Annotated in this window: 17 protein-coding genes and 2 pseudogenes; 10 read left to right on the top strand and 9 right to left on the bottom strand. The window is 65.3% G+C overall.

Features of this window, described 5'->3' with window-relative positions; genetic code table 11:
* Nucleotides 1–22 precede the first annotated feature (22 nt).
* Nucleotides 23–1,345 carry a GNAT family N-acetyltransferase gene (locus B9Y95_RS17540; protein WP_085513862.1) on the bottom strand — a complete coding sequence of 441 codons (1,323 nt, stop codon included), beginning with the start codon at nt 1,343–1,345 and terminating at the stop codon, nt 23–25.
* Between the two features lie 220 nt (nt 1,346–1,565).
* On the opposite strand from B9Y95_RS17540, the gene B9Y95_RS17535 reads away from it, so the two are divergent.
* The 3 genes from B9Y95_RS17535 to B9Y95_RS17525 all read left to right on the top strand — a co-directional run bounded on the left by B9Y95_RS17535 (nt 1,566) and on the right by B9Y95_RS17525 (nt 3,543).
* Nucleotides 1,566–2,744 carry a Fic family protein gene (locus B9Y95_RS17535; protein WP_085513860.1) on the top strand — a complete coding sequence of 393 codons (1,179 nt, stop codon included), beginning with the start codon at nt 1,566–1,568 and terminating at the stop codon, nt 2,742–2,744.
* Nucleotides 2,745–2,805: 61 nt separating this feature from the next.
* Entirely contained in the window at nt 2,806–2,988 is a 183-nt protein-coding gene (locus B9Y95_RS17530; protein ID WP_085513859.1) for a hypothetical protein, read from the top strand.
* A gap of 51 nt (nt 2,989–3,039) precedes the next feature.
* The gene (locus B9Y95_RS17525; protein WP_234994160.1) at nt 3,040–3,543 is read left to right on the top strand and encodes a GNAT family N-acetyltransferase; all 504 of its coding nucleotides are present in this window, start codon (nt 3,040–3,042) and stop codon (nt 3,541–3,543) included.
* Nucleotides 3,544–3,552: 9 nt separating this feature from the next.
* Here the strand turns inward: B9Y95_RS17525 and B9Y95_RS17520 are convergent, their stop codons facing one another.
* Together B9Y95_RS17520 and tdh are read right to left on the bottom strand one after the other, a co-directional pair.
* Complete coding sequence (locus tag B9Y95_RS17520) at nt 3,553–4,722, bottom strand: glycine C-acetyltransferase (RefSeq protein ID WP_085513855.1); 1,170 nt, start codon at nt 4,720–4,722, stop codon at nt 3,553–3,555.
* Between the two features lie 49 nt (nt 4,723–4,771).
* Entirely contained in the window at nt 4,772–5,884 is a 1,113-nt protein-coding gene (tdh, locus tag B9Y95_RS17515) for an L-threonine 3-dehydrogenase (RefSeq protein WP_085513854.1), read from the bottom strand.
* A 145-nt stretch (nt 5,885–6,029) separates the two neighbouring features.
* Between tdh and B9Y95_RS21045 the strand changes: the two are divergent.
* Nucleotides 6,030–6,890, top strand: a pseudogene (locus B9Y95_RS21045) (LysR family transcriptional regulator); the annotation flags it as partial.
* A 48-nt stretch (nt 6,891–6,938) separates the two neighbouring features.
* The gene (locus tag B9Y95_RS21040) at nt 6,939–7,391 is read left to right on the top strand and encodes a VOC family protein (RefSeq protein WP_412458839.1); all 453 of its coding nucleotides are present in this window, start codon (nt 6,939–6,941) and stop codon (nt 7,389–7,391) included.
* A gap of 296 nt (nt 7,392–7,687) precedes the next feature.
* Here the strand turns inward: B9Y95_RS21040 and B9Y95_RS17505 are convergent, their stop codons facing one another.
* Entirely contained in the window at nt 7,688–8,221 is a 534-nt protein-coding gene (locus tag B9Y95_RS17505; protein ID WP_085513849.1) for a hypothetical protein, read from the bottom strand.
* Nucleotides 8,222–8,440: 219 nt separating this feature from the next.
* On the opposite strand from B9Y95_RS17505, the gene B9Y95_RS17500 reads away from it, so the two are divergent.
* Entirely contained in the window at nt 8,441–9,238 is a 798-nt protein-coding gene (locus B9Y95_RS17500; RefSeq protein ID WP_085513847.1) for a DUF2510 domain-containing protein, read from the top strand.
* An 80-nt stretch (nt 9,239–9,318) separates the two neighbouring features.
* Nucleotides 9,319–9,813 carry a hypothetical protein gene (locus B9Y95_RS17495; protein ID WP_085513845.1) on the top strand — a complete coding sequence of 165 codons (495 nt, stop codon included), beginning with the start codon at nt 9,319–9,321 and terminating at the stop codon, nt 9,811–9,813.
* Nucleotides 9,814–9,831: 18 nt separating this feature from the next.
* Here B9Y95_RS17495 and B9Y95_RS17490 read toward each other — a convergent pair whose 3' ends face one another.
* Together B9Y95_RS17490 and B9Y95_RS21210 are read right to left on the bottom strand one after the other, a co-directional pair.
* Entirely contained in the window at nt 9,832–15,912 is a 6,081-nt protein-coding gene (locus B9Y95_RS17490; RefSeq protein ID WP_412458838.1) for a DUF3320 domain-containing protein, read from the bottom strand.
* Between the two features lie 126 nt (nt 15,913–16,038).
* Nucleotides 16,039–16,407, bottom strand: a pseudogene (locus B9Y95_RS21210) (Swt1 family HEPN domain-containing protein); the annotation flags it as partial.
* A 948-nt stretch (nt 16,408–17,355) separates the two neighbouring features.
* On the opposite strand from B9Y95_RS21210, the gene B9Y95_RS20475 reads away from it, so the two are divergent.
* Nucleotides 17,356–18,363, top strand: coding sequence for a hypothetical protein (locus B9Y95_RS20475; RefSeq protein WP_143736563.1), 1,008 nt, complete (start codon nt 17,356–17,358; stop codon nt 18,361–18,363).
* A 511-nt stretch (nt 18,364–18,874) separates the two neighbouring features.
* A complete protein-coding gene (locus B9Y95_RS20470; RefSeq protein ID WP_143736561.1) occupies nt 18,875–20,491 on the top strand; it encodes a hypothetical protein in 1,617 nt (538 codons plus the stop codon).
* A gap of 622 nt (nt 20,492–21,113) precedes the next feature.
* On the opposite strand, the gene B9Y95_RS17485 is transcribed toward B9Y95_RS20470, so the two are convergent.
* Nucleotides 21,114–21,665 (bottom strand): suppressor of fused domain protein, encoded by a 552-nt coding sequence (locus B9Y95_RS17485; RefSeq protein WP_085513842.1) that lies wholly within the window; start codon nt 21,663–21,665, stop codon nt 21,114–21,116.
* Between the two features lie 167 nt (nt 21,666–21,832).
* On the opposite strand from B9Y95_RS17485, the gene B9Y95_RS17480 reads away from it, so the two are divergent.
* Entirely contained in the window at nt 21,833–22,540 is a 708-nt protein-coding gene (locus tag B9Y95_RS17480) for a DUF4190 domain-containing protein (RefSeq protein ID WP_085513840.1), read from the top strand.
* Between the two features lie 1,266 nt (nt 22,541–23,806).
* Here the strand turns inward: B9Y95_RS17480 and B9Y95_RS17475 are convergent.
* Nucleotides 23,807–24,847, bottom strand: a complete 1,041-nt coding sequence (locus B9Y95_RS17475; protein ID WP_085513838.1) for a DUF262 domain-containing protein — start codon at nt 24,845–24,847, stop codon at nt 23,807–23,809.
* A gap of 35 nt (nt 24,848–24,882) precedes the next feature.
* Nucleotides 24,883–25,731 carry a hypothetical protein gene (locus tag B9Y95_RS17470; protein WP_143736559.1) on the bottom strand — a complete coding sequence of 283 codons (849 nt, stop codon included), beginning with the start codon at nt 25,729–25,731 and terminating at the stop codon, nt 24,883–24,885.
* Nucleotides 25,732–25,762 lie beyond the last annotated feature (31 nt).

Raw genomic sequence — 25,762 nt, 5'->3', positions numbered from 1 at the left:
GCGGGTCGCTGCTCGGGAACGCCTAGAAGAACGTGATCCCGTGCGGTGCGCGCGGCGTCTGGAGCATTGATCGCAGCAGGAGCGGCGCAGCAGGGTCGGCCGCCTGCAGCACACCGGCTGCGGCGAGCGACACCGGGGAGACCGCGCCGAGCAGGAGCGAACCGAGGTCGGCGACGTCGAGCGCCAGGTCGGCGCCGGCAGCGTCGGTCTCGTCGCTCAGCTTCGTGGCCGTGCCGCGGCCACCGGTCACCTCGAGGCGGAAGGTGCCCGCCGCGTAGCCGAGCGCGTCGGTCACGGCGATCGTCAACGAGCCGTCGACCGCGAAGGGACGCGACGCGAGGACGGCCGGGAGGTCGAGGACGCGCAGCCACACGTGGTCCTCTTCGTGCTCGATGTCGTAGGCGCGGTTGTCGCCGAGGGCCGACACGATCGGGTCGTCGAGCCTGGCGCGGTTGTACTTCACGACGTCGTTGAGGTCGATGGAGAGCAGGAACTCCCAGAGCGACAGGTAGGCCGAGTCGGTCGCGTAGACGAGGTCGATGATCTCGATGCCGGTCTGACCGCCGGGCTGCTCGACCATGCGCCACGTGACGTAGCCGTCGACCTCCTCGCCGTCGGCGGGACGGTGCACGGCGGCGCGGGTGTCCTTCGCCGGTTCGCCGTCGCGACCCAGTGTGCCCAGGACCAGCGGCCAGGACCCGGTGTTGCGGACCATGGACCCGATCGAACGCTCGTCGAAGCGGTCGAACACCTGACGTGCGACGCCGTCGACCAGGTACTCGGGGGTGACGACCGACACGATGCCGCTCGTCGGCGCGAGGAACGGCAGGGCCTTCGCGCGCTTCACGACGACGTTGCGCTCACGAATCGCGGAGCCGAACCCGAAGCGACGGTAGATGGTGCCCTCGCTGGCGGTGAGGGCGGCGATCGCATAGCCGTCGGCGACGCCGCGCTCCAGAGCCTGCGTCATCATGCGGCGTAGGATCCCTCGGCGTCGTTCGGTCGGGCGGACCGTGACGTCGGAGATCGCCTGCGTGTTGATGCTGGTGCCGTCGCCCCAGCTGAGCGCCTTCGGGAACCAGGAGAAGGTGCCGGCCGGCCAGGTCTCGTCGACCGAACCGGGCTGCGGCTTGCGGACGTAGGCGCCGAGCAGCACCGCTTCGTCGGCGATGAGTTCGTTCACCTTGCGCTTGCGCGCCTCCGGCTTCGGGGTGGACTCGTGGAAGCCGAATCCGATGGCGTCGAGGGCCGCAAGGCTCTCGGGCGTCGGTTCGCCGTCGGCCCCGTTCGCGAACGGGAACTCACGGAGCTCGTACCGGGTGTCGAAATCTTTGCTGTTGGCCACGACTCCAGCCTAACGACCCGGCCTGACACACCCCAGGGAAGCGCGATGGGACCGCGACCTCACGGCAGGGTGATCGACACCTCGACCGTATACGGGAGAGTCAAACCTGCCACGACGGCCTCCAAGCTGCACCTCGAAGGTTCCTTAGTGAAGGATAAGCGTCTAAACTTCACTAACGGCCTTCGTAACTGCAACTTCGGCCGGGAAACAGGAGGGGACGATGACGACCGCTGTCACGTATGAACAGCGGCCCTGGCGGTCGCGCATCGCTCCCGACGCGTTGCCGAAGCGCGAGCGGCTGCTCCTCGCACAGCCATACGACGCCGCGGTCACGCCGCCGATCGCGGACCTCGACATCCGCTTGTCGGATGATCTCGTGGAACTGCTGGGCGAAGCGCAGGAACGGATCATCCGTTTCGACAGCGAGGTCGGTCACGTCACCGCGCCCTTCTCGTCGATCCTGCTGCGGAGCGAATCGGCGTCGAGCTCGCAGATCGAGAACCTGACGAGCAGCGCGAAGGCGATCGCCGAAGCCGAGTTGGACGAGCGTGACACCGGGAACGCACCGCTCATCGTCGCCAATGTCCGAGCTCTCGAGGCAGCACTCGCAGCATCGGACGAGCTCTCCAACACGACGATCATCGCCATGCAGGAGCAGCTCCTCGGCACATCGGCACCGGAGATCACCGGTCGATATCGCGACGAGCAGGTCTGGATCGGGGGCGGCAATTTCGGTCCGCATGAAGCAGACTTCGTTCCGCCGCACCATGACCGTGTCGCAGCGGCGATGGACGACTTCATCGCCTACTCCGTCCGACCGGCACCCCTCCCGCTCGCTGCGATCGCCGTCGCTCACGCGCAATTCGAGACCATCCACCCGTTCCCTGACGGCAACGGGCGCACCGGTCGAGCGCTGGTGCAGGCCGCCCTCCGGCGAGTCGGACTGACCAGCGGGGTCACTGTGCCCATCTCAGCCGGCATCCTGCAGCAGCGTGACGACTACTTCGCTGCACTCACCAGCTATCGGCAGGGCGACGTCGAGCCGATCGTCAGCGTCTTCGCCGACGGTGCGTTACTCGCGATCGCCAACGGACGGACGTTGGTGGAGGAGATCGAGACCATCCGGGCCGCATGGCAGCAGGCCTTGCGCGACATCCGCGCCGATTCGGCCGCGCATCGCATCACAGCACTGGCACTGGAACATCCGGTGATGAACAGTCGGCTCGTGCGCGAACATCTCGACGCCTCAGATCGCACGGTCTTCAACACCCTCGACACCCTCGTCGACCGTGGCATCCTCACGGTCGGCTCGTCGCGACAGCGGAACCGTCTCTGGACCGCGCCTCCCGTTCTGGCAGCGCTCGACGGGTTCGCTGCGCGCAGCATGCGGCGCGGTTGATCGGCCCCGCTGAAGAGCGACCCCCGACTACCCGGGCGCACGACTTCGGTAGCCTTCACGCGTGAACATCGATCCCACCGCATTCACCATCTTCTCCGTCACTGCCTGGCTGCTCGGCTTCATCCTGTTCGTGCTGGTGTGGATCTTCATCATCAGGACCGCGGTCCTGTCAGCGCTTCGGAAGCACCACGCGGAGACACAAGCCGAGCGCCGAGCCGCCGCAGGACGCGGCCTGCCGCAGTAGAGGCAACCGATGCCAGTTCCCCACGACACGGAGCACCTCAGGTTCCGGCGCATGACACAGGCGGACCTCGACGAGATGGCGAAGCTCCTCGGCAATCCTGCGGTCATGGAGTTCTACCCGTCACCGAAGACCCGAGAGCAGGCCGCGGCGTGGATCGCCTGGAACGAGGACAACTATGCCCAGCACGGTCTCGGCCTGTGGATCATCGAGACCCGCGACGGCGACTTCGTCGGTGACTGCGGCCTGACCTGGCAGCGGGTCAACGGGGAGCTGAAGCTCGAGGTCGGGTACCACGTGAGCCCCGCTTGGCAGGGGCGGGGGTTCGCGACCGAGGCCGCCGCCGCCAGTCGGGACTTCGCCCTGGAGCACACGGACTCGCTCGAGCTCGTCGCGATCGTCCACCCCGACAACCGGGCTTCGTCGCGCGTGGCGGAGAAGATCGGCATGCGGCGCGTGGACGACGACCGCGGCGCAGACGGGTCGGTGCGGCACGTGCTGAGCATGCGACTTCGATCGACGGACGCCCTCAGCGACGCCGATCACCTCGCTGAGTAGCCGCCGCAGCTACTCCCGTGCCGCCACGAACGCCGCGACGCAGTCCTCGATGTCCTGCTCGCTGTGGGCGGCACTGATCTGCACGCGGATGCGGGCCTCACCGCGAGGCACCACCGGGAAGCTGAACGGGATCACGTAGATGCCCTGATCCAACATCCGCGCCGCGACCTGCACCGCCTGCTGCTCGTCGTCGAACATCACCGGGATGATCGGGTGCGAGCCTTCCAGCAGCCGGAAGCCCTCCTCGGTCATGCGGGCACGGAACAGGTCGGCCTTGCGGAACAGTCCCTCGCGCAGCTCGTCACCCTCCGCCGCAAGCTCGACTGCCCGACGCGCCCCGGCGACGAGCGACGGAGCCAGGCTGTTCGAGAACAGGTACGGCCGGCCCGACTGCCGCAGCACGTCGACGATCTCCTGCTTCGCACTCACGTACCCGCCCGACGCACCGCCGAGCGCCTTGCCGAGGGTGCCGGTGAGGATGTCAACGCGGTCCTGCACCCCGAACAGCTCGGGCGTCCCGCGACCACCCGGGCCGACGAACCCGACGGCGTGCGAGTCGTCGACGAGGACGAGCGCGCCGTAGCGGTCGGCGAGGTCGCAGATCTCATCCAAGGGCGCGTAGAAGCCGTCCATCGAGAACACGCCGTCGGTGACGATCACGGTGCGACGAGCGTCGGCGGCGTTCATGAGCTGCTGCTCGAGGTCGGCCATGTTGCGGTTGCGATAGCGCAGGCGGCGGGCCTTGCTCAGACGGATGCCGTCGATGAGCGACGCGTGGTTGAGCGCGTCGGAGATGATCGCGTCGTGCTCACCGAACAGCGCACCGAAGACCGCTCCGTTCGCGTCGAAGCAGGAGGAGAACAGGATGGTGTCCTCCGTGCCGAGGAACGCGCTCAGCTCCTGCTCGAGGTCGCGGTGGATCTGCTGGGTGCCGCAGATGAAGCGGACGCTCGCGAGCCCGTAGCCCCACTCGTCGAGCGCCACCTTGGCGGCGTCGACGATCGACGGCTCGTTGGCGAGGCCGAGGTAGTTGTTGGCGCAGAAGTTCCGCACCTCGCGGCCGTCGATCGTCACGTGACTGCCCTGGCGGGACGTGATCGCGAACTCGCGCTTCGTGAGGTCGTCGGCCTCGATGCGGTCGAGCTGGTCGCGCAGCTGCGTCTTGATGGTGCCGTACATGTCGTCTCCTCGGGGTCGAGTGGGCGGTTGAGCTGAGTGGGGCGGTCGTTCAGGCGGCGGTCGCGGCGTGGGCGGTGACCGGTGCCTGTTCGTCGACGACGCCGGTGATGACGACGTCGCGGGTGTCGGTCCAGTCGATGAGCACCTTGCCCGCCGCTCCCCCGCGCGCGGTGTCGAACGCGTCCTGCCAGGAGGCGAGCGGGAAGCGGGCGGTGACGAGCGACTCGAGGGCGCCGCGGAGTTCGGGGCTGTGGTCGACCATCGCGCTCGCGTGGTGCCAGGTGTCGAACATCTCGCGGCCGTAGATGCCCTTGATGGTGATCATGCGGGTGATGACCTTGGTCCAGTCGATCTCGATGTTGGTCGACGGGAGACCGAGGAGCGCGACCTTGCCGCCGGTGTTGAGGTTCTCGATGAGCTCGCTCGCCGCGGCGGCCTGTCCGGACATCTCGAGGCCGATGTCGAAGCCTTCGAGCATGCCGAGCTCGGCCTGGGCGTCGGCGACCCGTTCCTTCGAGACGTCGACCACGCGGTCGGCGCCGACGGCGAGGGCCTTCTCGAGGCGGTCGGCGACGACGTCGGTCGCGACGATGTTGCGCGCCCCGGCCACTCGGCAGACGGCGATGGCCATGAGCCCGATGGGACCGCAGCCGGTGATGAGGACGTCTTCGCCGAGGATCGGGAAGCTGAGGGCCGTGTGGACGGCGTTGCCGAGGGGGTCGAAGAGGGCGCCGAGGTCGGGGGTGACCTGGTCGCCGTGGACCCACACGTTGGTGGCCGGCAGGACGACGTACTCGGCGAAGGCGCCGTCGAGGTTGACGCCCAGGCCGCGCGTGTGGCGGCAGAGGTGGCGGCGGCCGGAGCGGCAGTTGCGGCACGTGCCGCAGACGAGATGGCCTTCACCGGAGACCGCTGCGCCGACGGAGATCCCTTCGACGCGGCTGCCGACCTCGACGACCTCGCCGGAGAACTCATGGCCTGGGACGAGCGGGGCGTCGACCGCGCCGGCCGCCCACGGGTCCCAGGACTCGATGTGGAGGTCGGTGCCGCAGATGCCGGTGCGGTGGACGCGGATGAGGACGTCGTCCGAACCCATGGCCGGCATTCCGCGCTCGACGAGTTCGAAACCGGCGGTGTCGGGTCGTTTCCAGAGGGCGAGCAACGGCGTTCCTTCCTGCGGGAGCGGCGGCGGCCGGCGGTACCGGCTGTCGCGGACGGGCGTCCTTGCGCTGTCCTGGTGACCAACTTAGTCAGATCGACCCGTCATGAATATTGAGGGTTTCCACGTGACCAGTTAGCTTGAGCTGATGAATCTCTCTCAGATGCGGATCATGCGCGAACTGGCCGAGCGCGGAACGATCGCGGCGGTCGCGCGGCACCTGCATGTGACGGCGCCGGCGATCTCGCAGCAGCTGGCCGCGCTGCATCGTGAGCTTGGCGTCGCGCTGACGTATCGGGTGGGGCGCGAGATCCGATTGACCGAGGCGGGCATGGCGCTGGCCGAGATGGCGGGGACGGTGCACACGCTGATCGACCGTGCGGCCGAGACGGTGCGCGAGTACGGCGGCGACACCGGTGCGCGGGTGCGGGTGGCGGCGTTCCAGAGTGCCGGGCAGGCGTTGCTGCCGGGGTTGCTGGAGGACGCTGAAGGAGGTCCGTCGCTGGTGTTCGGCGAGCACGATGTCGCGCAACCCGAGTTCGCCGAGCTCGTCGATCAGTACGACCTCGTCATCGCGCACCGGATGGACCATGACGAGCCGTGGCCGTCGGAGCAGCTGTCGGTGACGACGTTGTTGAGCGAGCCGTTCGACGTGGCGATGTCGGTGGATCACCCGCTCGCTGGGCGATCGTCGCTGTGGGCGGCGGAACTCGCGGACGAGTCGTGGATCGCAGCGCACGCGGGCTTCGCGCCGGATGTCGCGCTCGGGGTGGTCGAGGCGACGGCGGGGGTGCGGTTCCATCGCGCGCATCGGGTGAACGACTACCACCTGGCCGCGTCGCTCATCGTGGGCGGGGAGCTGCTGGCGTTGTTCCCCCGGTACACGGCACCGCGGGCCGACCCGCGGTTGGCGCTGGTGCCGCTCGAGGACGTGCGGATCGCGCGCAACATCGACGTGCTCGCGCGTCCGCACGCGCTCGCGCGGGTCGCGGTGGCGGGGATGTTGGGGCGGCTTCAGGACGGAGCGGATGCGCTGCAGCGGGAGCGTCCGTCGGCACTGGTCGGGCCCGGACTGCATCACGTCGAGGTGTGGCTCGCGGACGTCGACGCGGAGCGGGCGGGCTGGGCCTGGCTGCTGTCTCGTGTCGGGTTCTCCATGGAGAGCGAGTGGCCGGGCGGCGAGTCCTGGGAGGCCGGCGGCACCTACGTCACGCTGACGGCGTCGCCGAACCTCAGTGCGTCAACGCATGATCGGCGACGGCCGGGCGTGAACCATCTCGCGTTCCACGGCGGCACGCGGGAGGCTGTCGACGCGATCATGGCGGCGGGCCCCGAGCATGGCTGGCGGCCGCTGTACCAGGATCGCTACCCGCACGCCGGTGGCGAGCAGCACTACGCGGGCTGGTTGGCGAACGAGGCGGGTTTCAAGGTCGAGGTGGTCGCGGATCTCGTGGTCAACGCTCTGCACAGCCTCAACGCCGCCGCCCCACCGTCAGCGCCTGAATGCTAGGCTTCACTCACCACATCCCCCACGCCTCTCGTTGAAGCGCACTCGGGGGATTTTTTTGTTCACTCGGGAGGACCATCGTTGCCTCGACCACCTCGACCCCGTGGCACCCTTCGCTATGAGAAGGAGGCGCTCAGCCTCGACTCGCTCGTGAGTCGACTCGAAGAGCGCGGTCTGACGATCGCTGACCGCAGCCACCCCGCCGCTGATCGCACGCCTCAGGACGGTGCAGTTCAGGGTCAGCTCGCGAGAACCCCACCGCCAGCAGGTCCGCTCGAAGTCGATCGCCGGTCACCCCGTCACCGCTTGCCGAGATAGATCTCACTGGCACAGAGCGCAGCGACCTCTGGAAGGGTGAGGCCCGATTCGGAAGAAGCGAGCTCTGGCACGCACAGCATGACCTCCATCGGCTCGATATCGAGCTTGTCGGTGACAGCGAGGACCGAACTCCACGCTCTGGAGAAGTTGTCGGTCGTGACCGGCGTACCGGTTGCGACCAGCGCCGCGGCGGTCGCCTGCTGCACTTGCCGGGAGGAGTACGAGCCGCCAACCACCTCGCGTGCTTGTTCTATCGGATCGTCTGCAGCCTGCATCGAAGGGCCGTCAGCTGGCGGCGAGTGCATCGACGACTGGCTGTCCGACTGGACGGCTGCTGGAGGACGCGATCCGCCGACGACAACGCTGACGACGACGATCGCGCCGATCGCCGCGATGATCGAGCACGCGATCAGAACCTGTCCCGCCGTCGTTCGCGTGAACTTCAGCGGCGCGGGTGGGTCTCCCCCGGAATCCGTTTCGGGTAGCGGTTCAGACATGCGGAGGTCACTCTCCATCGGGTCAAGTCGGAGTGGTCGATGCTGGCCGGGGCTACCGGGCTTGTCGATCCACCAGCGCTACCCTTCCACAACTCGGGCGCGTGACCCATTCTGGGACTGATGACCCCCGCCCCTCCCCCGCCAGACTGTGCTTGGCCCGGTTCGCGGGTCCGTCACCTGCCGTCGATGATCCGATGCCGCTGCGGGTCGCGTTGACCCAATGCAAGGACCGTTCCCATGAGCTCGACCACCCCGCCCTCTGCCACGCCCGCCGGCTGGTACCCCGACTACGCGGACCCGACGCAGCAGCGCTACTGGGACGGTGCCGCATGGACCACTCACACCGCGCCCGCCGCGGTCACACCTCCGCAGCAGGCGGCGACCGCTCCGCTCGTCAGCCAGCCGCTCCAGCTGCAGAAGTCCGCGCCGCCCGCGTTCGCCACCGCGCCGGTTCCGTCGCCGTACGCCACGCAGCCAGGCACCACATCCGGCATGAGCGGCAAGGCGAAGGGTTGGATCATCGCCGGCGCTGTCGTCGGTTCGCTCCTGCTCGTCGGTGGTGTCTCGAACGCGATCAACGGCGGACGGACCGAGCCGGTCGCCGTCGCGCAGACCGCAACCCAGACGCCGACAGCAACGCCGACACCGGTTCCGACCGCGACGGTCGAGCCCATCGCCGAGCCCGCTGCACCGGCCGTGGTCGATGTCGCCGCGTTCCAGGCGGGCGCGAGCAAGCACACCGCCGACATCGACAAGGACCTCGACGACATGGTCACCACGCTGGCCGAGGGCGGCACCTGGCGGTTGATCTCGAACACGGCTGAGATCAGCTTCAACCTTGGTCAGCTGGAGTCGCTGGACGTGCCGGCATCGATCGCCGCCGAGTGGGCGCCCGCCCTCGTCGGACTGCAGACCAACCTCGACACGCTGACGACCGCGGTATCGGGCGGCGACCCAGCCACCATCCAGGGCGCGATGGATGGCGTCCGCGCGTCGGCCGCCGTGCTGCGCGACATCGGCACTCGGGCGGTCTGAGTCAGGTTGGTGACTTCGGAGTCGGTCGAGACCGACTCCGATCTGCACGAGATGCTAGACGGGTTGGAGACGAGAGACAGATGGACATCAAGAACGAAGACGACCTCAGGAAGAGGCTAGGAATCGACTCATGGAGGAATCTGTCGAAAGACAAGCTCCTCGCGTTCGTATCGGAGATGCCGAACATGAGCAAGGAGGTGGCGCTCAAGGCGATCGAGCAGTTCCCGGACTTCAGGTCCCTCGTCGTCGACTCACTCACGCAAGTGCAAGCCCAGGCAGCACATGCCGTTGACGTCAACTGGAAGAGCCAGAAGAAGGTTCACAAGGCTCTCGCGGATTACCGCAAGGCGCTCGAGCGGGAGCTCGACCGAGAGAACCTCACGACCGAAGACCGCTTCGCGATTCTCGGATTGTTCCAGAAGGCGATCGATCAAGAGTCGGCGAAGGACTCCGAACACAAAGCGTTCGTATTCGGCATCATCGGGACCGTGGCCAAGGTTGCCGCAGTGGGTTTGGTCGCAGCTGTCGCGGTCCTTGGCGTGAGTACCAAGATCGGCGACGACAGCGCCTCGTAGACGCCAATCGTTGTTGCGCTAGCCAGCCGACAAACCGTCGATCGTCTCCCCTCGTCGCGCCAGGCGCCCGGACGCCAACCCGAACTCGAGGGCCTCGTCCAGGCGCGACCCGATCGCGGCGGTGACTCGCTTGCCACCGAAGATGGCGAGGGTCTCGCGTCTGAGTTCGTCGGGCGAGAGACCGGCCGACTCCTCCGCTGCGATCGCCATCGCGTTCGCGATCTCCACCAGGGAGATGTGCTCGATCGCACGGGCCGCTTCGGCCGAGGACTGACGCGCTCCGCGCCACGTGAGCGGGTCGATCGAGGTCGGCCAGGCGAACGGCTCATCGGAGCGGCCCAGCAACTCGGACGGGACCTTGTCGAGGATCGACTTCGCCCGCGAACCCGCCACCCGATCGAGACCGAACGCACCCGCGACCAGCTTCGCCAGACGCGTCACGTGGATCGGCCCCTCGGCCTCCACCGCAGCACGGATCGCGCCCTGCACCGCGACGACCGACTGACGCCCCGGCAAGCGGTCGAGCACTTCGATCCCACCCAGCATGGGTGCGTCCCAGGGCTGGTACTCCGAGAGCTCCGGGTGCCGCGCTGACGTGTCCGGCACCGGCGCCGCCTCGACGGGCTGCGCCGAACCGACCTTGCGATCGCGGAACTCCGACAGGGTCTCCAACGACGCCAGCCGCTCCGACCACTCCCGCACTCGGGCGCTGCGAACGGGTGCGGGTGCATCCGAAGCATCGGGAGCGACATCGGCCTCATCGGTAACCGAGGCATCAGCCGCATCCGACTTCGCACCAGCCGACACCTCCGGCACCGCACTCCCGGCAGCAGACCGCTCAGCAGCAGCCTCAACCGCCGCGACCAACCGGTCCAGCACCTCCTCGCGGTGGTGCAACCACTCCGGCAGCCACACGCGCTCGACGCCCGGCCACCGCATCAGGCCGCTCAGCACTTCGACCGGCAGTCCGTCACGGTCCGCGACCGTCCGTCGCTCACGCCACGACGCTCCGTCGAGCAACACCGCCACCAGCGGTCGGTCCGGCTCCGCTTCCGTCGCGATGCTGATGTCGACGCGGAAGTCCGACAGCCCGACATCCGTCCGCACGGCGTGCCCGGCATATCGCAGCTCGTCGGCGATCTCGTCGCGGTGGCGGTCGATGATCGCCTGACGACGACCGTCCTCGCCGGCGGCCTCGCTCCCCCGCTGCGCCAGCTCGAGATACGCCTTCAGGTGCTTGATGCCGATCGACGAGGTCTGCTCCGCCCGCAGCTCCGACGGGTCGAAGCTCGCGAACAGCACGACCTGCCGCCGCGCCCGCGTCACCGCGACGTTCAGCCGTCGCTCGCCACCTGCCCGCGTGAGCGGCCCGAAGTTCAATGGGATCACGCCCTTCTCGTTCGCACTGAACGCGATCGAGAACAGGATCGTGTCGCGCTCGTCACCCTGCACGTTCTCCAGGTTCTTGACGAACAACCCGTCCTGCTCGTCGAGCGCCAGCGCGATCCGTGGGTCGGCACTGTCTCGGAGCAGATCCTCGATCAACGTCCGCTGCTGCGCGTTGAAGGTGATGACCCCGAGCGACGGCGTCTCGTCCGGCGAGGCCTCGAAGCGACGCGAGATCTCCTCGACGATCGCCTGCGCCTCCACCGGGTTCGTCCGAAGCGACTTGCCGCGACCGCCCCGCTCGAACTGCCCGTCCAGCCGCACGAACGCCAGCCCGTGACCCGCGACCCCACCGTCGCCCGCACCCGCGAACGGCGCGGGGAACGACGACAGCTGGCTGTCGTAGTAGTGATGGTTCGAGAACGCGATGAGCGACTCGTCCTGACTGCGGTAGTGCCACGACAGCCACTTGCTCGGCACCCGCGCCTGCACGCACTCGGAGAGGATCGACTCCTCGTCCTGCAGCACCTCGCTCGTGTAGTCGGCGTCGTCGTCGATCGTCGCGCCGGCCTCGGCGAACGTCGTCGGCGGCATCTGCTTGCTGTCACCGACGACCACGACCGAGCGCGAACGCCCCATCGCCCCGATCGCGTCGGCGACGCGGATCTGCGACGCCTCGTCGAACACGACGATGTCGAACAGCTCGGCAGCGGCCGGGAAGAACCGCGCGACCGACTCCGGGCTCGCGAGCGTGCACGGCATGATCTGCGTGATGAGCTCGCCGAAGTTCTCGAGCAGCGCACGGACGCTCATCCCGCCGCGCTGGCGGTCGATCTGCCGACGCAGCCCGCCGACCTGACCGCTCTCCGACTGCGAACTGAACGTCCGCAGCCCGAGCACCGACGCCGGGATCGCCCGCGGCAACTCCTCGCGCACGGCCTTCACGCTCGTGGTGAAGCGGGTGACGCTGCGGTTGTGGGCGGTGGCGTCGAACGCGTCGAGCGTGGTGGTGCGTTCGCGCTCGTCGATCGACGCCTGCGCGAGACCCTTCTCGAACGCGAGTGTCGCGTCCTCGGTCTCGATGCGACCGGCGAGGATCGCGGCGCGGACGTCGTCGAGCCCGTGGGTGCGGAGCGGTTCGATGACCTGCACGAGGTCGAGCCAGCGTTCGAGGACGACGGGCTCGGCGGCGTCGAGACGGCGGGCGTCGCGCGTCGACCACCAGGCCTGCAGGAAGCCCTCGCCGCCCGACCACGCCGACTGGCGCTCGGTGCTGACGGCCGCGGTGCGCAGGAAGTCGCTCCAGGTGCTCGCGAGCGTCGTCAGCGCCTGGGCCGCCTGCTGCGATGGCTGGGTGATGGCGTAGTGGTCGCGGACGGCGGTGATGAACGCATCGTCGGGCGTGCCCGGGAGGCGGAAGCCCTCCGACAGCCAGCGATACCAGCCGAGCAGTTCGCGGACGGGCTGGGTCGGCTCGACGAGCGGGTTCCAGCGGTCGCCGACGAGCGGCAGGGCGGTGGACCGGAGCGTGCCGCGGAGCTGGACGAGGCGGTCCTGCGCCGCCTTCGCCTCGGTGAGCTGCGGGACGAGCTGCTTGACCTTGAACGAGGTCGCGTCGACGGCCAGCACGTCGCTCAGCTGCGCGAGCGCGGCCCGGAGCCGCTTCTTTCGACCGAAGAAGCTCGACGCGGCAGCCTGCTCGGCGGCGTGGAGGGGGCCGGCGATGTCGCGATCGAGGATGGCGGGCGTGAAGGTCGAGCGCCACTCGGCCTGGGCGTCGCGGAGCTGCTCGGCGGCGGCAAGAGCGTCGTCGAGCCGGGTGAAGTCCTCGGGCCTGGTTCCCGCCATGAGCGCGCCGATCGGCAGGCGCGGCGCGGCGACGGCGGTCGACCAGAGTCCGAGCAGGTCGGGGCGCGACGCGAGACGCAGGGCGTCCATCGGGAGGCCGGCGTCGAGCGTCGTCGCAAGAGAGGCGTCCAGCGCGCGGGCGGCCTGCTGCACGGTCGCGGCGTCCAGCCCGGGAGCGGACGGGCCGTCGAGGAACGCCCACGGGTGCGTCGTGCTCGGCCGCGCGAGGTCGGAACGTTCGGGCAGATCCCGGAACACCTGCCGCAGCCCCTCGAAGGCCTCGGGCGTGCCGGCGGCGACGAGCTGCTCGGGGATCGCCATCGGAACGAGGTCATGATCCATCGCGAGCAGGCGACTCCGTGCGGAGTAGAGCGAGAAGCCGGCCGCGTTGACCTCGTGGAGGCGGTCGGCGTAGCGGGTGAGGGTGCGGAGGCCGGACTCGGACAGCTCGCGGTTGGTGCTCAGCGCGTCGATGTCGGCCTTGGTGCGGAGGTCGAGGCCGGTCTTGATCTGCGCGCGGACGACGTTGGGCCGCGCGCCCTTGTCGTGGAGGTCGAGCGAGAACGCGCCGAGTCCGACGTCTTCGAGTCGCTGCTTCACGACATTGAGCGCCGCACGCTTCTCGGCGACGAACAGGACCTTCTTGCCCTCGGCGAGCGATCGGGCGAGGAGGTTGGTGATGGTCTGCGACTTGCCGGTTCCGGGAGGGCCTTCGAGCACGAAGGTGCGGCCGGCAACCGCTTCGGCAACGGCGTCGAGCTGGGAGGAATCGGCGGCGACCGGGCAGTCGAGGCCGAGGCGGTCGAGGTCGGTGTCGGTCTGCGCGGGCGTCGGGTCGGCGTAGGCCTCGAGCGGCGAGTTGATGAGGTGGTCGACGAGGCTGTTGGACGCGAGGGTCTCCCAGTTCTCGTCGAGGTCCTTCCACAGCCGGTACTTCGCGAACTGGAGAATCGACAGCGACGCGGTCTCCTCCACGCGGAACGGCAGGCCGGCGTCGAGGATCGCCTGACGCACGGCGGTGAACGCGGCCGGGAGGTCGATGCCGGAGCCGTCCTCGACGGGGTTGGCGAGTCCGGGGATCTCGAGGCCGAAGCCCAGGCGCAGCTTCTCGAGCAGGCAGTAGTTGGGTGTGGAGGAGCCCGACTCGTCGAGGGTGAGGCGGTAGGAGGAGCCGCGGCTCGTGGTCGTGAGTGTGACCGGCACGAGCACGAGGGGTGAGCGGAGGTCGCGGTCGCCGAAGCGCCAGCTCAGCATGCCGAACGCGAGGTAGAGGTTGTTGGCGCCCGTCTCCTCGACGATCGTCTTGGCCTTGTAGGCGAGGGCGCGGAGCTTCGTCGGGTAGGCGGCCTCGGTGACGTCGATGAACGCGCTCTTCTTGTCCTCGAGGAAGGTGATGCGGTCGCTCTCGTCGAGGTCGCGGCCGAAGCGGATGCCGCGCTGCTGGTCGATCGTCGCGACGCTGTCGGAGGCGACGAGGGTGAGCGGGGTGCCGTGGTTGATGCTGTCCTCGAGGCGACCGAGCGCGGGGCCGGGGACGGCGAGCTCGAAGCCGGAGCGGTCCGTGTAGTTGATGAGCTTGTTGCGGAGGCTGAGGTCGAGGAGGGCGTTCTTCCAGGTGGAGACGCGCTTGGGGACGTCGGGGCCGTGGCCGGCGGCGTTCGACTCGGCGGTGGCCGGGGCGTCCTGCGTGAGGGCGCGGGCTTCGGGTGCCTGGTAGAGGGTGACGACGGGTTCGCCCTCGGCGTTGATGCGGCGGCTCGGCAGCGGGTAGATCTTGCGGCGGCGGGCCTGGACGACGTCGGTGACGCCGATGAAGTCGTCGAGTGAGCCGGCGAGGTGGTCGGTGTGGGGCCGGCGGGAGGCCTCGGCGAAGGTGGCGGAGGTGCCGGTGAGCATGGTGGTCTCGACGACGCCGATGCGGCCGAGTTCGAGGGAGTTGACGGCTTCGGAGACATCGGTGCTGGCGACGACGTCGAGGGTGGTCTGGACGCGCCAGTAGCCGAGGAAGATGTGGTCCTTGAGCAGCCAGAGCAGGGGGTGGATGCCGATGGCTTCGAGGACGGACGCGAGCAGGATGGTGGTGTCGAGGCAGGTGCCGAGGTGGCTGGTGAGGACTTCCTCGGGGGTGCGGACCTTCTGGCCGCTCTGGCCCCAGCTGGCGGGCGGTTCGGCGTAGCGGATGTCGCGGGCGCGGGCGGCGTCCCAGACGGCGGCGACGATGGCGTCGATGCGGGCGGGGTCGTCGAGTTGGTAGGCGGCGAGAGAGCTGTTGCCGGTCTGTTTGTCGAGGAGGTCGGAGACCTCGAGCATGAGTTCGCTGACGACGAGGGCGTTGGGCTGTACGTGGGCGGCGAGGAGTTCGAGGCCGAGCTGCACGGGTGCAGCGATCCACTGGTTGGACGCGAGCACGGTGACGGGGCTCTCGACGGCGCCGAGCTGGGTGCCAGCGGCGTCGCGCACGGTGACGCGGATGACGCCGGGGCGCTGTTCTTCGACGAGGAGCATGCGGCGTGGGTCGAGGAGGACCTCGGGGCTGCGGAGGAGGGTGGTGCGGTCTTCGCCGAGGTCGGCGAGGAGCACCTTGGTGTCGGCGAGGGCGCCATCGGCGGTGACGACGTCGATCTCGACGGACGCCGCCCGGCGTTCCCCGCCGTGATTCTCGAGGACGATCTCGTCGATCACCGCGATGCTGCAGTGCGCCATCGCGTAGCTGAGCGTCGGCGTCGCGCTGACGCGGATGGTGACGGATGAGGGGGCGGCGGCGTCTGCTGCAGACGAGGTGCCTGCGGCGCCGTCAACGGAAATGGAGCCTGCGGCGCTCTGCTCACTGGCTCCGTCGGTCCCTGAGCCTGTCGAAGGGCCCATCTCGCCAACGCTCCCCGCCTCGGCCAACGCGACCCCCTCGGTCCCTGAGCTTGTCGAAGGGCCAACCAACACCCGCACCTTCAACTCCCCCACAACCGCAGCCTGCTCCGCGGCCCCGACACTCTCCAACAGCAACTGCATCGAGTCCAACGCCCGATACGCCGACTGCTCCGTGAACCCGGTGTTGTGAGCCCAGGCGTTCCGAACCTCCCGAAGCTCGCTCGCGTATCCGCGAGCACTCCGTGACAGCACTCGGTCGAACGGGTACCCCAGTTCCCCGATCCGCTCGGTCACCGCCCGGAGCATCAGCGAAACATCGATCGCGGAGTACCGCCCGTGGCTGCCCCCGGAAGCGCGGTCCTTATCCTCGATCACCCGCGTCCACTCGACCCCAGGAACCGCCTCTGCGAACGCGCCCTCGACGACGGGGCGAAGCCCCAGCCCAAGCTGCTCGAGCCCCTGGCCGACGGCGGAGTTGAGTTCAGAAGCGTCCATGTGTGGGCCTTTCATCGGGGTGGTGCGTTTGAGCCCGTCACGGATTTCGCGCATCAGACGGCCGCAACAGAATGCCATCGGTCGCATCTACCGCCGCAGTGTGATGTGCTCGCCGCGACGCGAGGAAGCCTGCCGGGCGCGCCAGTACGAACCCTAACCCGCCGTCGGCGACGCCTAAAGATCCTGGAGGAACGCCAGGCGGACCATCGTGCCCACCGATGGGAGAGTAACGCGCTCCTTTGATCGGCCTCATCAGTCACAATACGCCCCGCGCCGACGAACCTGAGTTCTCGTATTGGTCGGAGCGTTCATCGACCACTGCAGAAGGGAGTCGACAGCGCAATCGCCCCTTTGCTCTGCGGGCAGGATGCCATGCGTCCCACGGAGAGCCATCAAGTCAGGGGTGGGGCGCTTTGGCATGACATAGTCCTCGCCACGATCCACCTACAATTCTTCACAATATTGCGCATGATCCCACGCTGCAGGACCCAAATCTGGAAGGCGAGGCCAGCTTCGCGATCCGTAGATTGAGTACTGGGGACCATTCGACGCAGGTGCGTGGGCCGGAGCGCGAGCACGAGAGTACAGCCCTGTCCCGCAGAGGGTTCGAGAACGGGGCACCTTGAGACATCGCGCATTGATACCGACCGAGCAAGAGTGCATCTCCAACACTCGAATCGCCTCAATCCGCCAGCGGAGACGCTGCTCACTCACAGCCAACTTTCGTCGCAGGACAGCCCGCACTTCGAAAGGACACCTGCCCACCTTGCGTCAGACATCGGCAGGGCGCTTTAGCCATTCGCCCCTAGTGACAGCAGAACCTACCTGGCCTCAGAACACTTCGCCGGTTCAATAGCTCCCCGATCCGAACCGAACCGACCGCATCGTCTGTGCAAGACAAATTCGAAATGCTGGTGCCACTAGTCAACAACCGATAGAGTAGGAAGCATGCTTACACAGGAGTCCGTAGTCATATCACGCGGACCCCTCAGGCGAGTTGATGATGACGCAGCCATCCGCACACTCAGCCGCGATGCTTCGAGCAAAGCGCTCGTTATAGACCTGAGCCCCGAAGCCACCGACCAACTGCGCGGCGACACACGAATTACTACACTAACGCAGCAGGTCGAAGAACCCGGGGAGTCAATTTCTTATCCTGACCTTCCTCTCTTATTCTTCACCGGCGCGTCCGGCCAAGAAGTACTACTACTTCACATCACGTCAAACAAGCGACTTTGCTTAGTCTCCGTTTACAGCACCGGGCTCCTAAAGTCCGGCTGGCCAAAATCGCTGATTCACGCAACTAACGAGTCACTTATCTCCGTATTGATTCGCAATGCGCAGGAGCAATACGCAGAACCTGACTGGCACACGTTCGTGGCCTCGGTGCACAGAGAATTGAGGCAGCTGAACGCCCTTCACGTATCTCGGGTAATCGACGAAGCCACGGAGACCGCACGACGTGCGTTCACCGATAATATTGCAGACTTTCCACACCGTCGAACGGCATTTGAATACTTACTAGACACCCGGTCTCGCTTTCACAGTTCAATCGCTCACTACAGAGCACGCGGACTGGACACCGTCGATGAGCTCGCCGACCTAACCTCGGCCGTGACAGCTTGCGATGCACTAATCACGTCCATGTCTGGTATGGCCAACCTAGTACTTCAGGAGCAGAATGCAATTCGCATAGCCAAAGAAGCTCGTCGTGACGATATGCTTCGCACGCGTGATAGCCAGATCGCAAGACTCGCAGCCGCCATGCTAGCGCCCGGCTTATGGTTCGCGTTTCTCGGCGCTAATATTTTGCCGGAGAGTTTCAATGGATTGACTACCCAATCCATGCAATCAACTATCGCCAGCATCATCGTCGCCGCGTTCCTGGCTGCGAGCGGTTGGCTACTCATTCCGCGCGTACTCACCTCTAGAGAAAGGAGAAGACTCAATGAATAACCGAACCTCGTTTTCGAGTATCTTGGCCAGCCTGAGGACCGGATCCTCGAGCTTTGATATGAGCCGCGAACCGACCGGCAGTCCCTACATAACCGTACCAAGTTCAAGCTCGACCCCGTTTGTAGCCCCTGACTTCGAGCTAGACCATGCGGAATTCGATTCTGAAGCATCCGTCCTGCTAATTTCGGCTCCGGCTGCCGTTGGGAAGAGTTCGCTAGCCAACCAACTCGGTGCTCGGAGCGGAAACTTGGTTTGGGATCTATCCCGTTTCAGCGTCGGATCGAGCTTCTTCGTGGGCGCACTCGTACGGAACTTCGGTCCCAATGGACTAAGCCAAGTCACCAACGACCTGCGTGAGGGCAGGGCCACTCTAATCTTGGATGCGGCCGACGAGGCCTTATCACGAGCCGGTGCGAGCAACTACGCAGCTTCTCTCGAGGATCTAGCGAGGTTGATTGCCCCCAGCAACGCCGCCGGCCCTGCCGCAATAATTCTCGGCCGTCCAGACACCATGGACGAAACCGACCGGATCCTCGCCGCACTAGGCGTTCGTACTCAAGTCGCAAGAGTGGCATTCTTTTCGGAAGGACAGGCTCGAGATTTTGTGCGAGCGAAGGCGAGCGACACGGAGAGAGGAGGTGTAGCGGCGGATGAGCTCAACGACTTCTTGACTGAATTCTTCCGGGCAGTGGGCCCTGCGGTCGGCAATGGCGAATGGGCATCTAGTCAGTCCTTCCTGGGCTACGCGCCCGTACTAGATGCACTTGGCACCTTCTACCGAGATCAGAACAACCCCCTCCGACGCCTGAGTGAAATACGGAAGGGTAACTCGAACTCGCATGTTTGGGAGCTGCTCGCCGAGCTACTGGAAGCAATCTTGGTACGCGAGGCCGAGAAGTTTGGCCAGAACTTCGGCGGTGACGATGAGCGAAAGTGCGCATTCGGGGAAGCATCGTACAGTCCACAAGCACAGTTGTTGTTGCTACTCAGCGACACACCAGAGGACATAGAGATATCTCCACCTACGTCGCAGTACGCCGAGGATTCTTGGATTCTAGAAGAACTGATGCCCCGTATGTGGCAGTGGTTCGGGCAGCATCCTTTCTTGAAACGCGTCGCCGACGAGCCGAATCCATTGCTGCGTTTCGCTGGTGCAGCGTTCCGCGACTATTCTGTAGCATCTCTCCTGGCCGCTTCGGATCTTGCTGCCCTATCACGAGTTCGAGACTACTGGCAAGACCCGCGCGTTACGCCTTCTCCGATTTTCTCGCGCTTCTGCATGAGCGAGGTTGTACATCTCTCTGCCGTCCCGATAGATGTCATCTCTATGGTCGTAGACTCGCACGCAACTGGATTTCAACCATTGGCAGTTCTTGAGATCGAGGTCCACGACGAGCAGGACAACGCTTCGCTGGTTGAGTGCACTCTGCTCGAGAACGGCTCGCCGGTGCGCACACTGACCTCTCACATGCGGCACGGGGAATCTCTGTACCTCTCTCGCGGCATTGCGCAGACGATCATGGACGCACCGGATGTAGGAGTGGTAGTCGGGTCCGGCGCGCAAGACTTTGTCATTGGTCCAGAGGTAATCATTCGTTGCTCGCGGCTAAGTACGGAGTCAACTGAAGTTCGAGTGCGAGGAGGCGTTGATTCGGCGTCAGAAGTTCGGACCGATATCTTGCTGGGGTCGACACGTCGGGTTTCGGGTGCAGGACCGGATTCGCTTCGGATGACCGTGCCTGTCGCTGCCTTTCCTTGGCAGGCATACCGCATATTACCAAGTGTCGATGAGTTCGCTGACGCTGATCTCTACTGGGCAGGGATGGCGACACGCCGGTATCTGAAGTGGTTTGTCAGACGTTCTCTACTAGAGGTCGGCGGCCTACATTATCCTGCCGGGCAGATGGAGACCATTCTCGGCAAAAATCGAGCCTCAGCGGAAGTACACGAGTTCTTGTCAGAGCGAGAGTACGTGTATCGCGAGGGCATCCTACTTCGGCTTCGGTTACCTGGCATCAACGGCGCAACCGTTTTGTCGAATGATCTGCAGGATTCCGCCTATCGCTCCTTTCTCATTGACTTCATCAAGTGGACCCGCGTGCGATCTCTGAGCTCGGAAGCTCGCTGAGCGGTTCGTTTGCCGAAGCCACGCGACACCTCTCAGTCCGAGATTGTCGTGCCGGATTGTTTGGTGTTGCACTTACTAGGGCCCCGGCACTCGGCTGCACTTCGAGATGGTCGTTCCCATGAGCATCTACTCGAGGCAGAACTTCGACTGCTGCACTTTCCGTACTAGTGAGTTTTCGCCAGGACATCTCGGCCGCTGCTCTTGACTACAGTGCGCAGAGAATAGACCACACTTTGCTACGGAGACACCCCACTAACGACTATCGGGGTGTGAACGTCGCTCTACTGACTACGCGGCCCCTAACCAACAGAAGCGGTCCACACAGGTGGGATGCGTGCATAAGGGCAGGATCGGTGTAGGACGACATTTGACTGATTGCTCATTGGCTTAAATCGACCGTTGCATAGGAGACAATCTCGCGGCCTGAGAAGTGCACCCAATAGCGATCGTCATGATTGGCAAAAGCCTAATCTCGGCATCCTGCTCGCGCCGCCGGATCATCATGAGGATCTGCGAGGGCGATGTTACCTAGATTCAGCGGGGCGCGCTTTCCCAACCCCTTAGCAACCTTGGGGCAACCTTCAAAGCTGATTCAGGTGCGACAATAGTGCGAGCAGACGAACTAGGTCCGCTCAACATCCAGCAACGCATCCACCGATCCGACCTCGGCAACGAGCGCGCCCCACCCACGCTCCCCCGCGACCGCGGCCTCGCCGTCGGTGAGCAGCCGCAGCGTCCGCACATGCCCGACCACCTGGCCGGCCTCGTTCCGGATCTCGTCGAACGACGCTCCCCAGCGCGATGGCGTCACCAGTAGTGCAGAGATGGCTGTCCCGTTGAGGAACGGCGTGCCGTTGCGCCAGGGCGCGAGCACCGGTGGCACCCGACGGTTGGTCGCGATCTCGTTGATCACGATGCGCAGCGCGACCATCGCGGCACCCTGCTGGCCATCGACGACCTCCACCGCGAGCTCGATCCGCTCGCCGGAGTCGGTCTCGAGCCGGGACACCCCGGAGGTGAGGATCGTCACCGGCCCGTTCTCAGGCCGCTTCTCGATCACCATCACCGACCCACCGATGCGGTCCTTGAACACGACCGGATCCAAGCCGAGGGCATCGAAGATGTGGAGCGGGAAGGCGTCTTCGCCCGGGACGAGAGGGACATCGCTGCTCATGGGGCGAGCCTAGCAAGCGCTCATTCAGGCGAAAGACTCCAGCTCGGCAGGCACCACGCCACCAGGCGTCGCATGGGACGCCACATTCCCCGCATGACGTCCACCCCTGCCCCTCGGCGCCTGCCCTCGGTACGGTGGAACCAACGCAGCAGAGAGGCACCACGCGCATGTCCACTTCGAACCAGCCGCCCGCCCAGAACCAGCCCTACCCGCTCCCGGTGCCCGGCCCGGCTCCGGTGAAGACCGGCAAGCGCGGCAATGGACTCGGCATCGCCGCACTCATCGTCGGAGGGTTCGCGCTCATCGGTGCGTTCATCCCGATCCTGAACTACGTCGCCGGGTTCGTCGGACTCGTCGGCCTCGTGCTCGGCATCGTCGCGCTGTGCCTGAAGAACCGGAAGAAGGGCTTCGCCGTCGCCGGCACGATCGTCTCGGCCATCGCGATCGTCCTGAGCATCATCCTCGCGATCACGTACACGGCCGGGTTCGCCGGACTCGTCAGCGACGCCGTCAAGACCGCCGAAGCGAAGTCCTCCGAGGCCGCCAACAAGGAGATCTCCGTCGTCTACGAGGTCAACGGTACTGCCACCGACGCCTCCATCGTCTACTCCACGTACACGGCCGGCACCAACGGCACCGAGCAGTCCACCGGCCAGGCGCTCCCGTTCATCAAGGAGCTCACCGTCAAGGCCGGCAGCGACACCGACTTCACCGCGTTCTCCCTCGTCGCGACCAACGGCGCCGAGGACACCGGGTCCGTGAGCTGCAAGATCACCGTCGACGGCGACGTGGTCGCCGAGCAGACGTCCACTGGCGCGTATGCGTCGGTCGCGTGCTCGGCGTCGGGTGTCGACGGGGTGACGGAGAACAGGTAGGGACATCGACAACCTTCGCTTACGCGCACTGGACCCGACGCGCACAGAGCTGGACTGAAGACCGTTCGGTCACGGTGTCGATACCTCTTGGATCTAGACCGGAGAGCACGATAGTCGCCCCAGCCCCCTTGCCTAACTATCGCAGGGTGGGGTTGCTTCTCAGGCACGGGCTGACTTCCTGTCTAGAAAGACATACCACGACTCCATCGGCCATGGATCGCCCCGGTCTCCCCAATCGTTGAACGAGCGAAGCGGCACGACACGCCCCGACCCTTGTTGAACCGGGGACGTGCCCGTAGGCGCGATCAGTTCGGCAACCGTGCGAGCCGCTGCCGGTCTTGATGCGCGTGGGATTTCTGCACGGGCAGAGCTCACTGCGCTCCGGTTCGCTCGCCCTTGAAACGCCACTTATTAGATTCCCATCAGTTCTACCCAGCCTGGGTCACACGCGTCCACTTCGAGGTCGCAGCGGGTACACGCGAGCAGTGAGGACAAGGCGTAAGCGGTTCGCAGTTTGAGCACGGGCCCAGCGATCGTTTGGTCGTCAAAGTTCGACGTTCCGAGCAACGAGCGCACTCATAGGTACCCGGGGGCGCCTTCTTGTCGGCTGGAAATGGGGCCTCAGGCTCAAGCAGCGTCGCGGCAATCAGCTCGTTCTTCGCCACCAACCCACCAGCTATCACCTCAGCTTGAGTCATCATCAGGAGCACTTCCTGCACCCCACCCCTGGTACTTAGAAGATAGTCAGCTGCGCGGCCAGCGGGGTAAGACTTAGCTTGGGCCAACTTTTCAAACTCTTGTCGCGCGTAGTCGCTAGGGTGGGCAATCGCATTGCGAACCGTCACCAGCTCTGATGCCGCACGCTGCTCAATCGTTCGAAACCTCAATCGATCGAAAACGCTCCCCTCCTTGAGGTACACGTCGGCCAATTCAATCGTGCGACCCAGCGGTAGCCACGAGAGGAACTTCTCCCGCCGCCCGCCGGCACTGAGAACCAAGAGGTCAGCTTCATCGCGCGTCTTGACAGCGAGGGTTGGGCCATTGCCGGGTATTGCGGGATCGCGGAGCAACGATAGGTAGAAGAGCTCTTGAAGGAACGTCTCCAACAACGAGTGCGTACGAAGAGTAGCGAGCTCGACCACATTAGCCAGCGTGCCCCTTGAAACTCCAGCACTCTGAGCGTCTGTGATGGTGTGCTTCAGATCCTGCATCGCATCACCCAGCTGCTTCAGAATTCCTTCGCCAGCGTCCACTTCGAGCGCTTCTCTAGCTCGACCGGGCCAGAAGGTAATCAGCGCGTGCTTTACGACTCGTCTTATCCGCCGTCGCTCCTCTAAGCGGCTTCATCAAGACGTCGTCAGCCTCGGCCTTACGGATGTCAAGCTCAGTTTGTTCCATCCCCCGAACGATATCAGCGGCGGAGGGAGAGGCCCCAAGACGACCGGAAGCAACAGCAAATGCCACGTAGAACCAGGCCGTCGTGCGGAACCTGCGAAGGGAGGAACGCGACGCCGCTTCACCGTAGACGCCCTCCAGAATGTCGAAGGTCGCTTCAAAATCGCGGACGAGCGCTTCGCGGTCCGGCAAGCCATCGTCGAACTTGCGGTAGAGGCCATCAATCGACGCCTTGCTCCGAGCGGATATTCCGTTGATCAGAAAACCCAGGAGGTCAGCAGACAACTCCACCTCCTTCATCTGTGCAACGTCCTGTCGGGTGAATATCCCCCAATTCACCCAGCGTTGGTTCTGCTGATATGCCAAGGAGTACGAGGTTTCCTTGAACTCACCAAACCACGTGGCATTCCTGATTTCTTGGGGATTTAGTTTCAACCCGGTAGAGTTCATCCGCTGGAAGATCGTCAGAACGGTCACGTCGTCGATGTCAGACGGGAGCACGTTGACGGACAGGGGCGTTTGCAGGATTCGAGTCTGCACATCGTCGGGGAGCTGCTGAAACGACAGTCCGGCATACTCGCGATTATGCGCGCGGAGAACGGTGAAGCGATCCCATTCATCGACATTCGCGAGGCTGTCGATGTCAAGGTAGGCGAGGATGGTTCGCAGACGCTGCTGCCCGTCGACAACTTGCCGGACCGTTCTCGAAGTCGCGACGTCGAGCCGGTTGTGCAGGAACACCAGCGGTAGCGGGTACCCCCGCAGAAGCGAGTCAATCAACAAACTCTTCACCCGTGGATTCCACACTGATCGCCGCTGGTAGAACGGATTCAGGTCTAGAGACCCTTGCCGTTGCCACTCAAGGAAGTCCACGATGGAGTAAGTCGTCTTTGCAACCTCTAGTGCAGCCATGTGTCAATCGTAGGGGCGAACGGTTCGTTTCGCGATCACAGAGAATGGAAGCGCGAGTCGTACTCGTGCGCCATCCTGACGATCATCCCATCGTAGTAGAACGCGTCGCCAGGCCGGGGCGCTGGCGCCGCCTCCACTACGTCGACCGGGCCGCCTCTATTCTCAAAGCTGAGCACCGTCACGCCGATTCCGTCGAAACCGACCCCTGAAGTTCCACTGCGCCGCGGCAGCTCAGCGACCTTGCTGAGGATGCCTTCGACGTCCTTGGGCTGACGGTGACGCGTCACCCTGGCGGGCATATCGTTCAGGGAAAATGGGTTTGAAACCGAGGACATGAACACCTCTGCTGCATTGACCTGCACATACGCGATGGCCAGGGCCTGATTGGAGGCCCCATGCACACACAAATGAGACGAATTCAACTCGTCGTAGAGTCGAGGTCTCGCTTTCTGGTGGGCGGTCATCGCAGCCTTCGCTTCAAGTGCGATGAGTACCGCCCCAACGCTAGAGACCCGTATGTCGGGAAGTTTGTCCAGGAGACCTTGTTCGGCGGAAGTTAGCGGAATCCCGTAGCTCGACGCGAGCCCTTTGAAGGTGGGTCCCTTCTGACTCACAGGGCCCGAGGGTCGAGCGACCACGAGATCGAGCGCCTTCTCGCGATGTGTTTCAAAGTCGCGCATCGTGTGGTTGACGCCAAGCACCACGAGACCTCGCCTCGCGTGGTCCCGCAAGACGGCGGACTGGTTCAGAAGATCGAACGCAACTCCCCAGCATCCGACCTTGGAGTGGCGATCGGAGCGCGAGTTGTACTGCCAGCGGTTTCCATACATGTCAGGATCGCCAGGCGTGGAGAGAAAGTTCGCGAGAATTTGGGGCCCGTGCACACATAAAACGTACCCTGATCCCAGGCAATCC

It is taken from the genome of Plantibacter flavus, assembly GCF_900177615.1.
Taxonomy (GTDB): Bacteria; Actinomycetota; Actinomycetes; order Actinomycetales; family Microbacteriaceae; genus Plantibacter; species Plantibacter flavus.
The sequence above is the reverse complement of the archived record's forward strand: the minus strand, read 5'-3'. Positions and strand labels throughout refer to the sequence as shown.

What these genes read in the sequence shown, in the direction of transcription:
- B9Y95_RS17505 (WP_085513849.1), bottom strand. Translation starts at nt 8,221, where the DNA reads ATGGAGAGTGACCTCCGCATGTCTGAACCGCTACCCGAAACGGATTCC.
- B9Y95_RS17485 (WP_085513842.1), bottom strand. Translation starts at nt 21,665, where the DNA reads ATGAGCAGCGATGTCCCTCTCGTCCCGGGCGAAGACGCCTTCCCGCTC.
- B9Y95_RS17480 (WP_085513840.1), top strand. Translation starts at nt 21,833, where the DNA reads ATGTCCACTTCGAACCAGCCGCCCGCCCAGAACCAGCCCTACCCGCTC.
- B9Y95_RS17525 (WP_234994160.1), top strand. Translation starts at nt 3,040, where the DNA reads ATGACACAGGCGGACCTCGACGAGATGGCGAAGCTCCTCGGCAATCCT.
- B9Y95_RS17490 (WP_412458838.1), bottom strand. Translation starts at nt 15,912, where the DNA reads ATGGGCCCTTCGACAGGCTCAGGGACCGACGGAGCCAGTGAGCAGAGC.
- B9Y95_RS20475 (WP_143736563.1), top strand. Translation starts at nt 17,356, where the DNA reads ATGCTTACACAGGAGTCCGTAGTCATATCACGCGGACCCCTCAGGCGA.
- B9Y95_RS17500 (WP_085513847.1), top strand. Translation starts at nt 8,441, where the DNA reads ATGAGCTCGACCACCCCGCCCTCTGCCACGCCCGCCGGCTGGTACCCC.
- B9Y95_RS17475 (WP_085513838.1), bottom strand. Translation starts at nt 24,847, where the DNA reads ATGGCTGCACTAGAGGTTGCAAAGACGACTTACTCCATCGTGGACTTC.
- B9Y95_RS20470 (WP_143736561.1), top strand. Translation starts at nt 18,875, where the DNA reads ATGGACGAAACCGACCGGATCCTCGCCGCACTAGGCGTTCGTACTCAA.
- B9Y95_RS17520 (WP_085513855.1), bottom strand. Translation starts at nt 4,722, where the DNA reads ATGTACGGCACCATCAAGACGCAGCTGCGCGACCAGCTCGACCGCATC.
- B9Y95_RS17495 (WP_085513845.1), top strand. Translation starts at nt 9,319, where the DNA reads ATGGACATCAAGAACGAAGACGACCTCAGGAAGAGGCTAGGAATCGAC.
- B9Y95_RS17535 (WP_085513860.1), top strand. Translation starts at nt 1,566, where the DNA reads ATGACGACCGCTGTCACGTATGAACAGCGGCCCTGGCGGTCGCGCATC.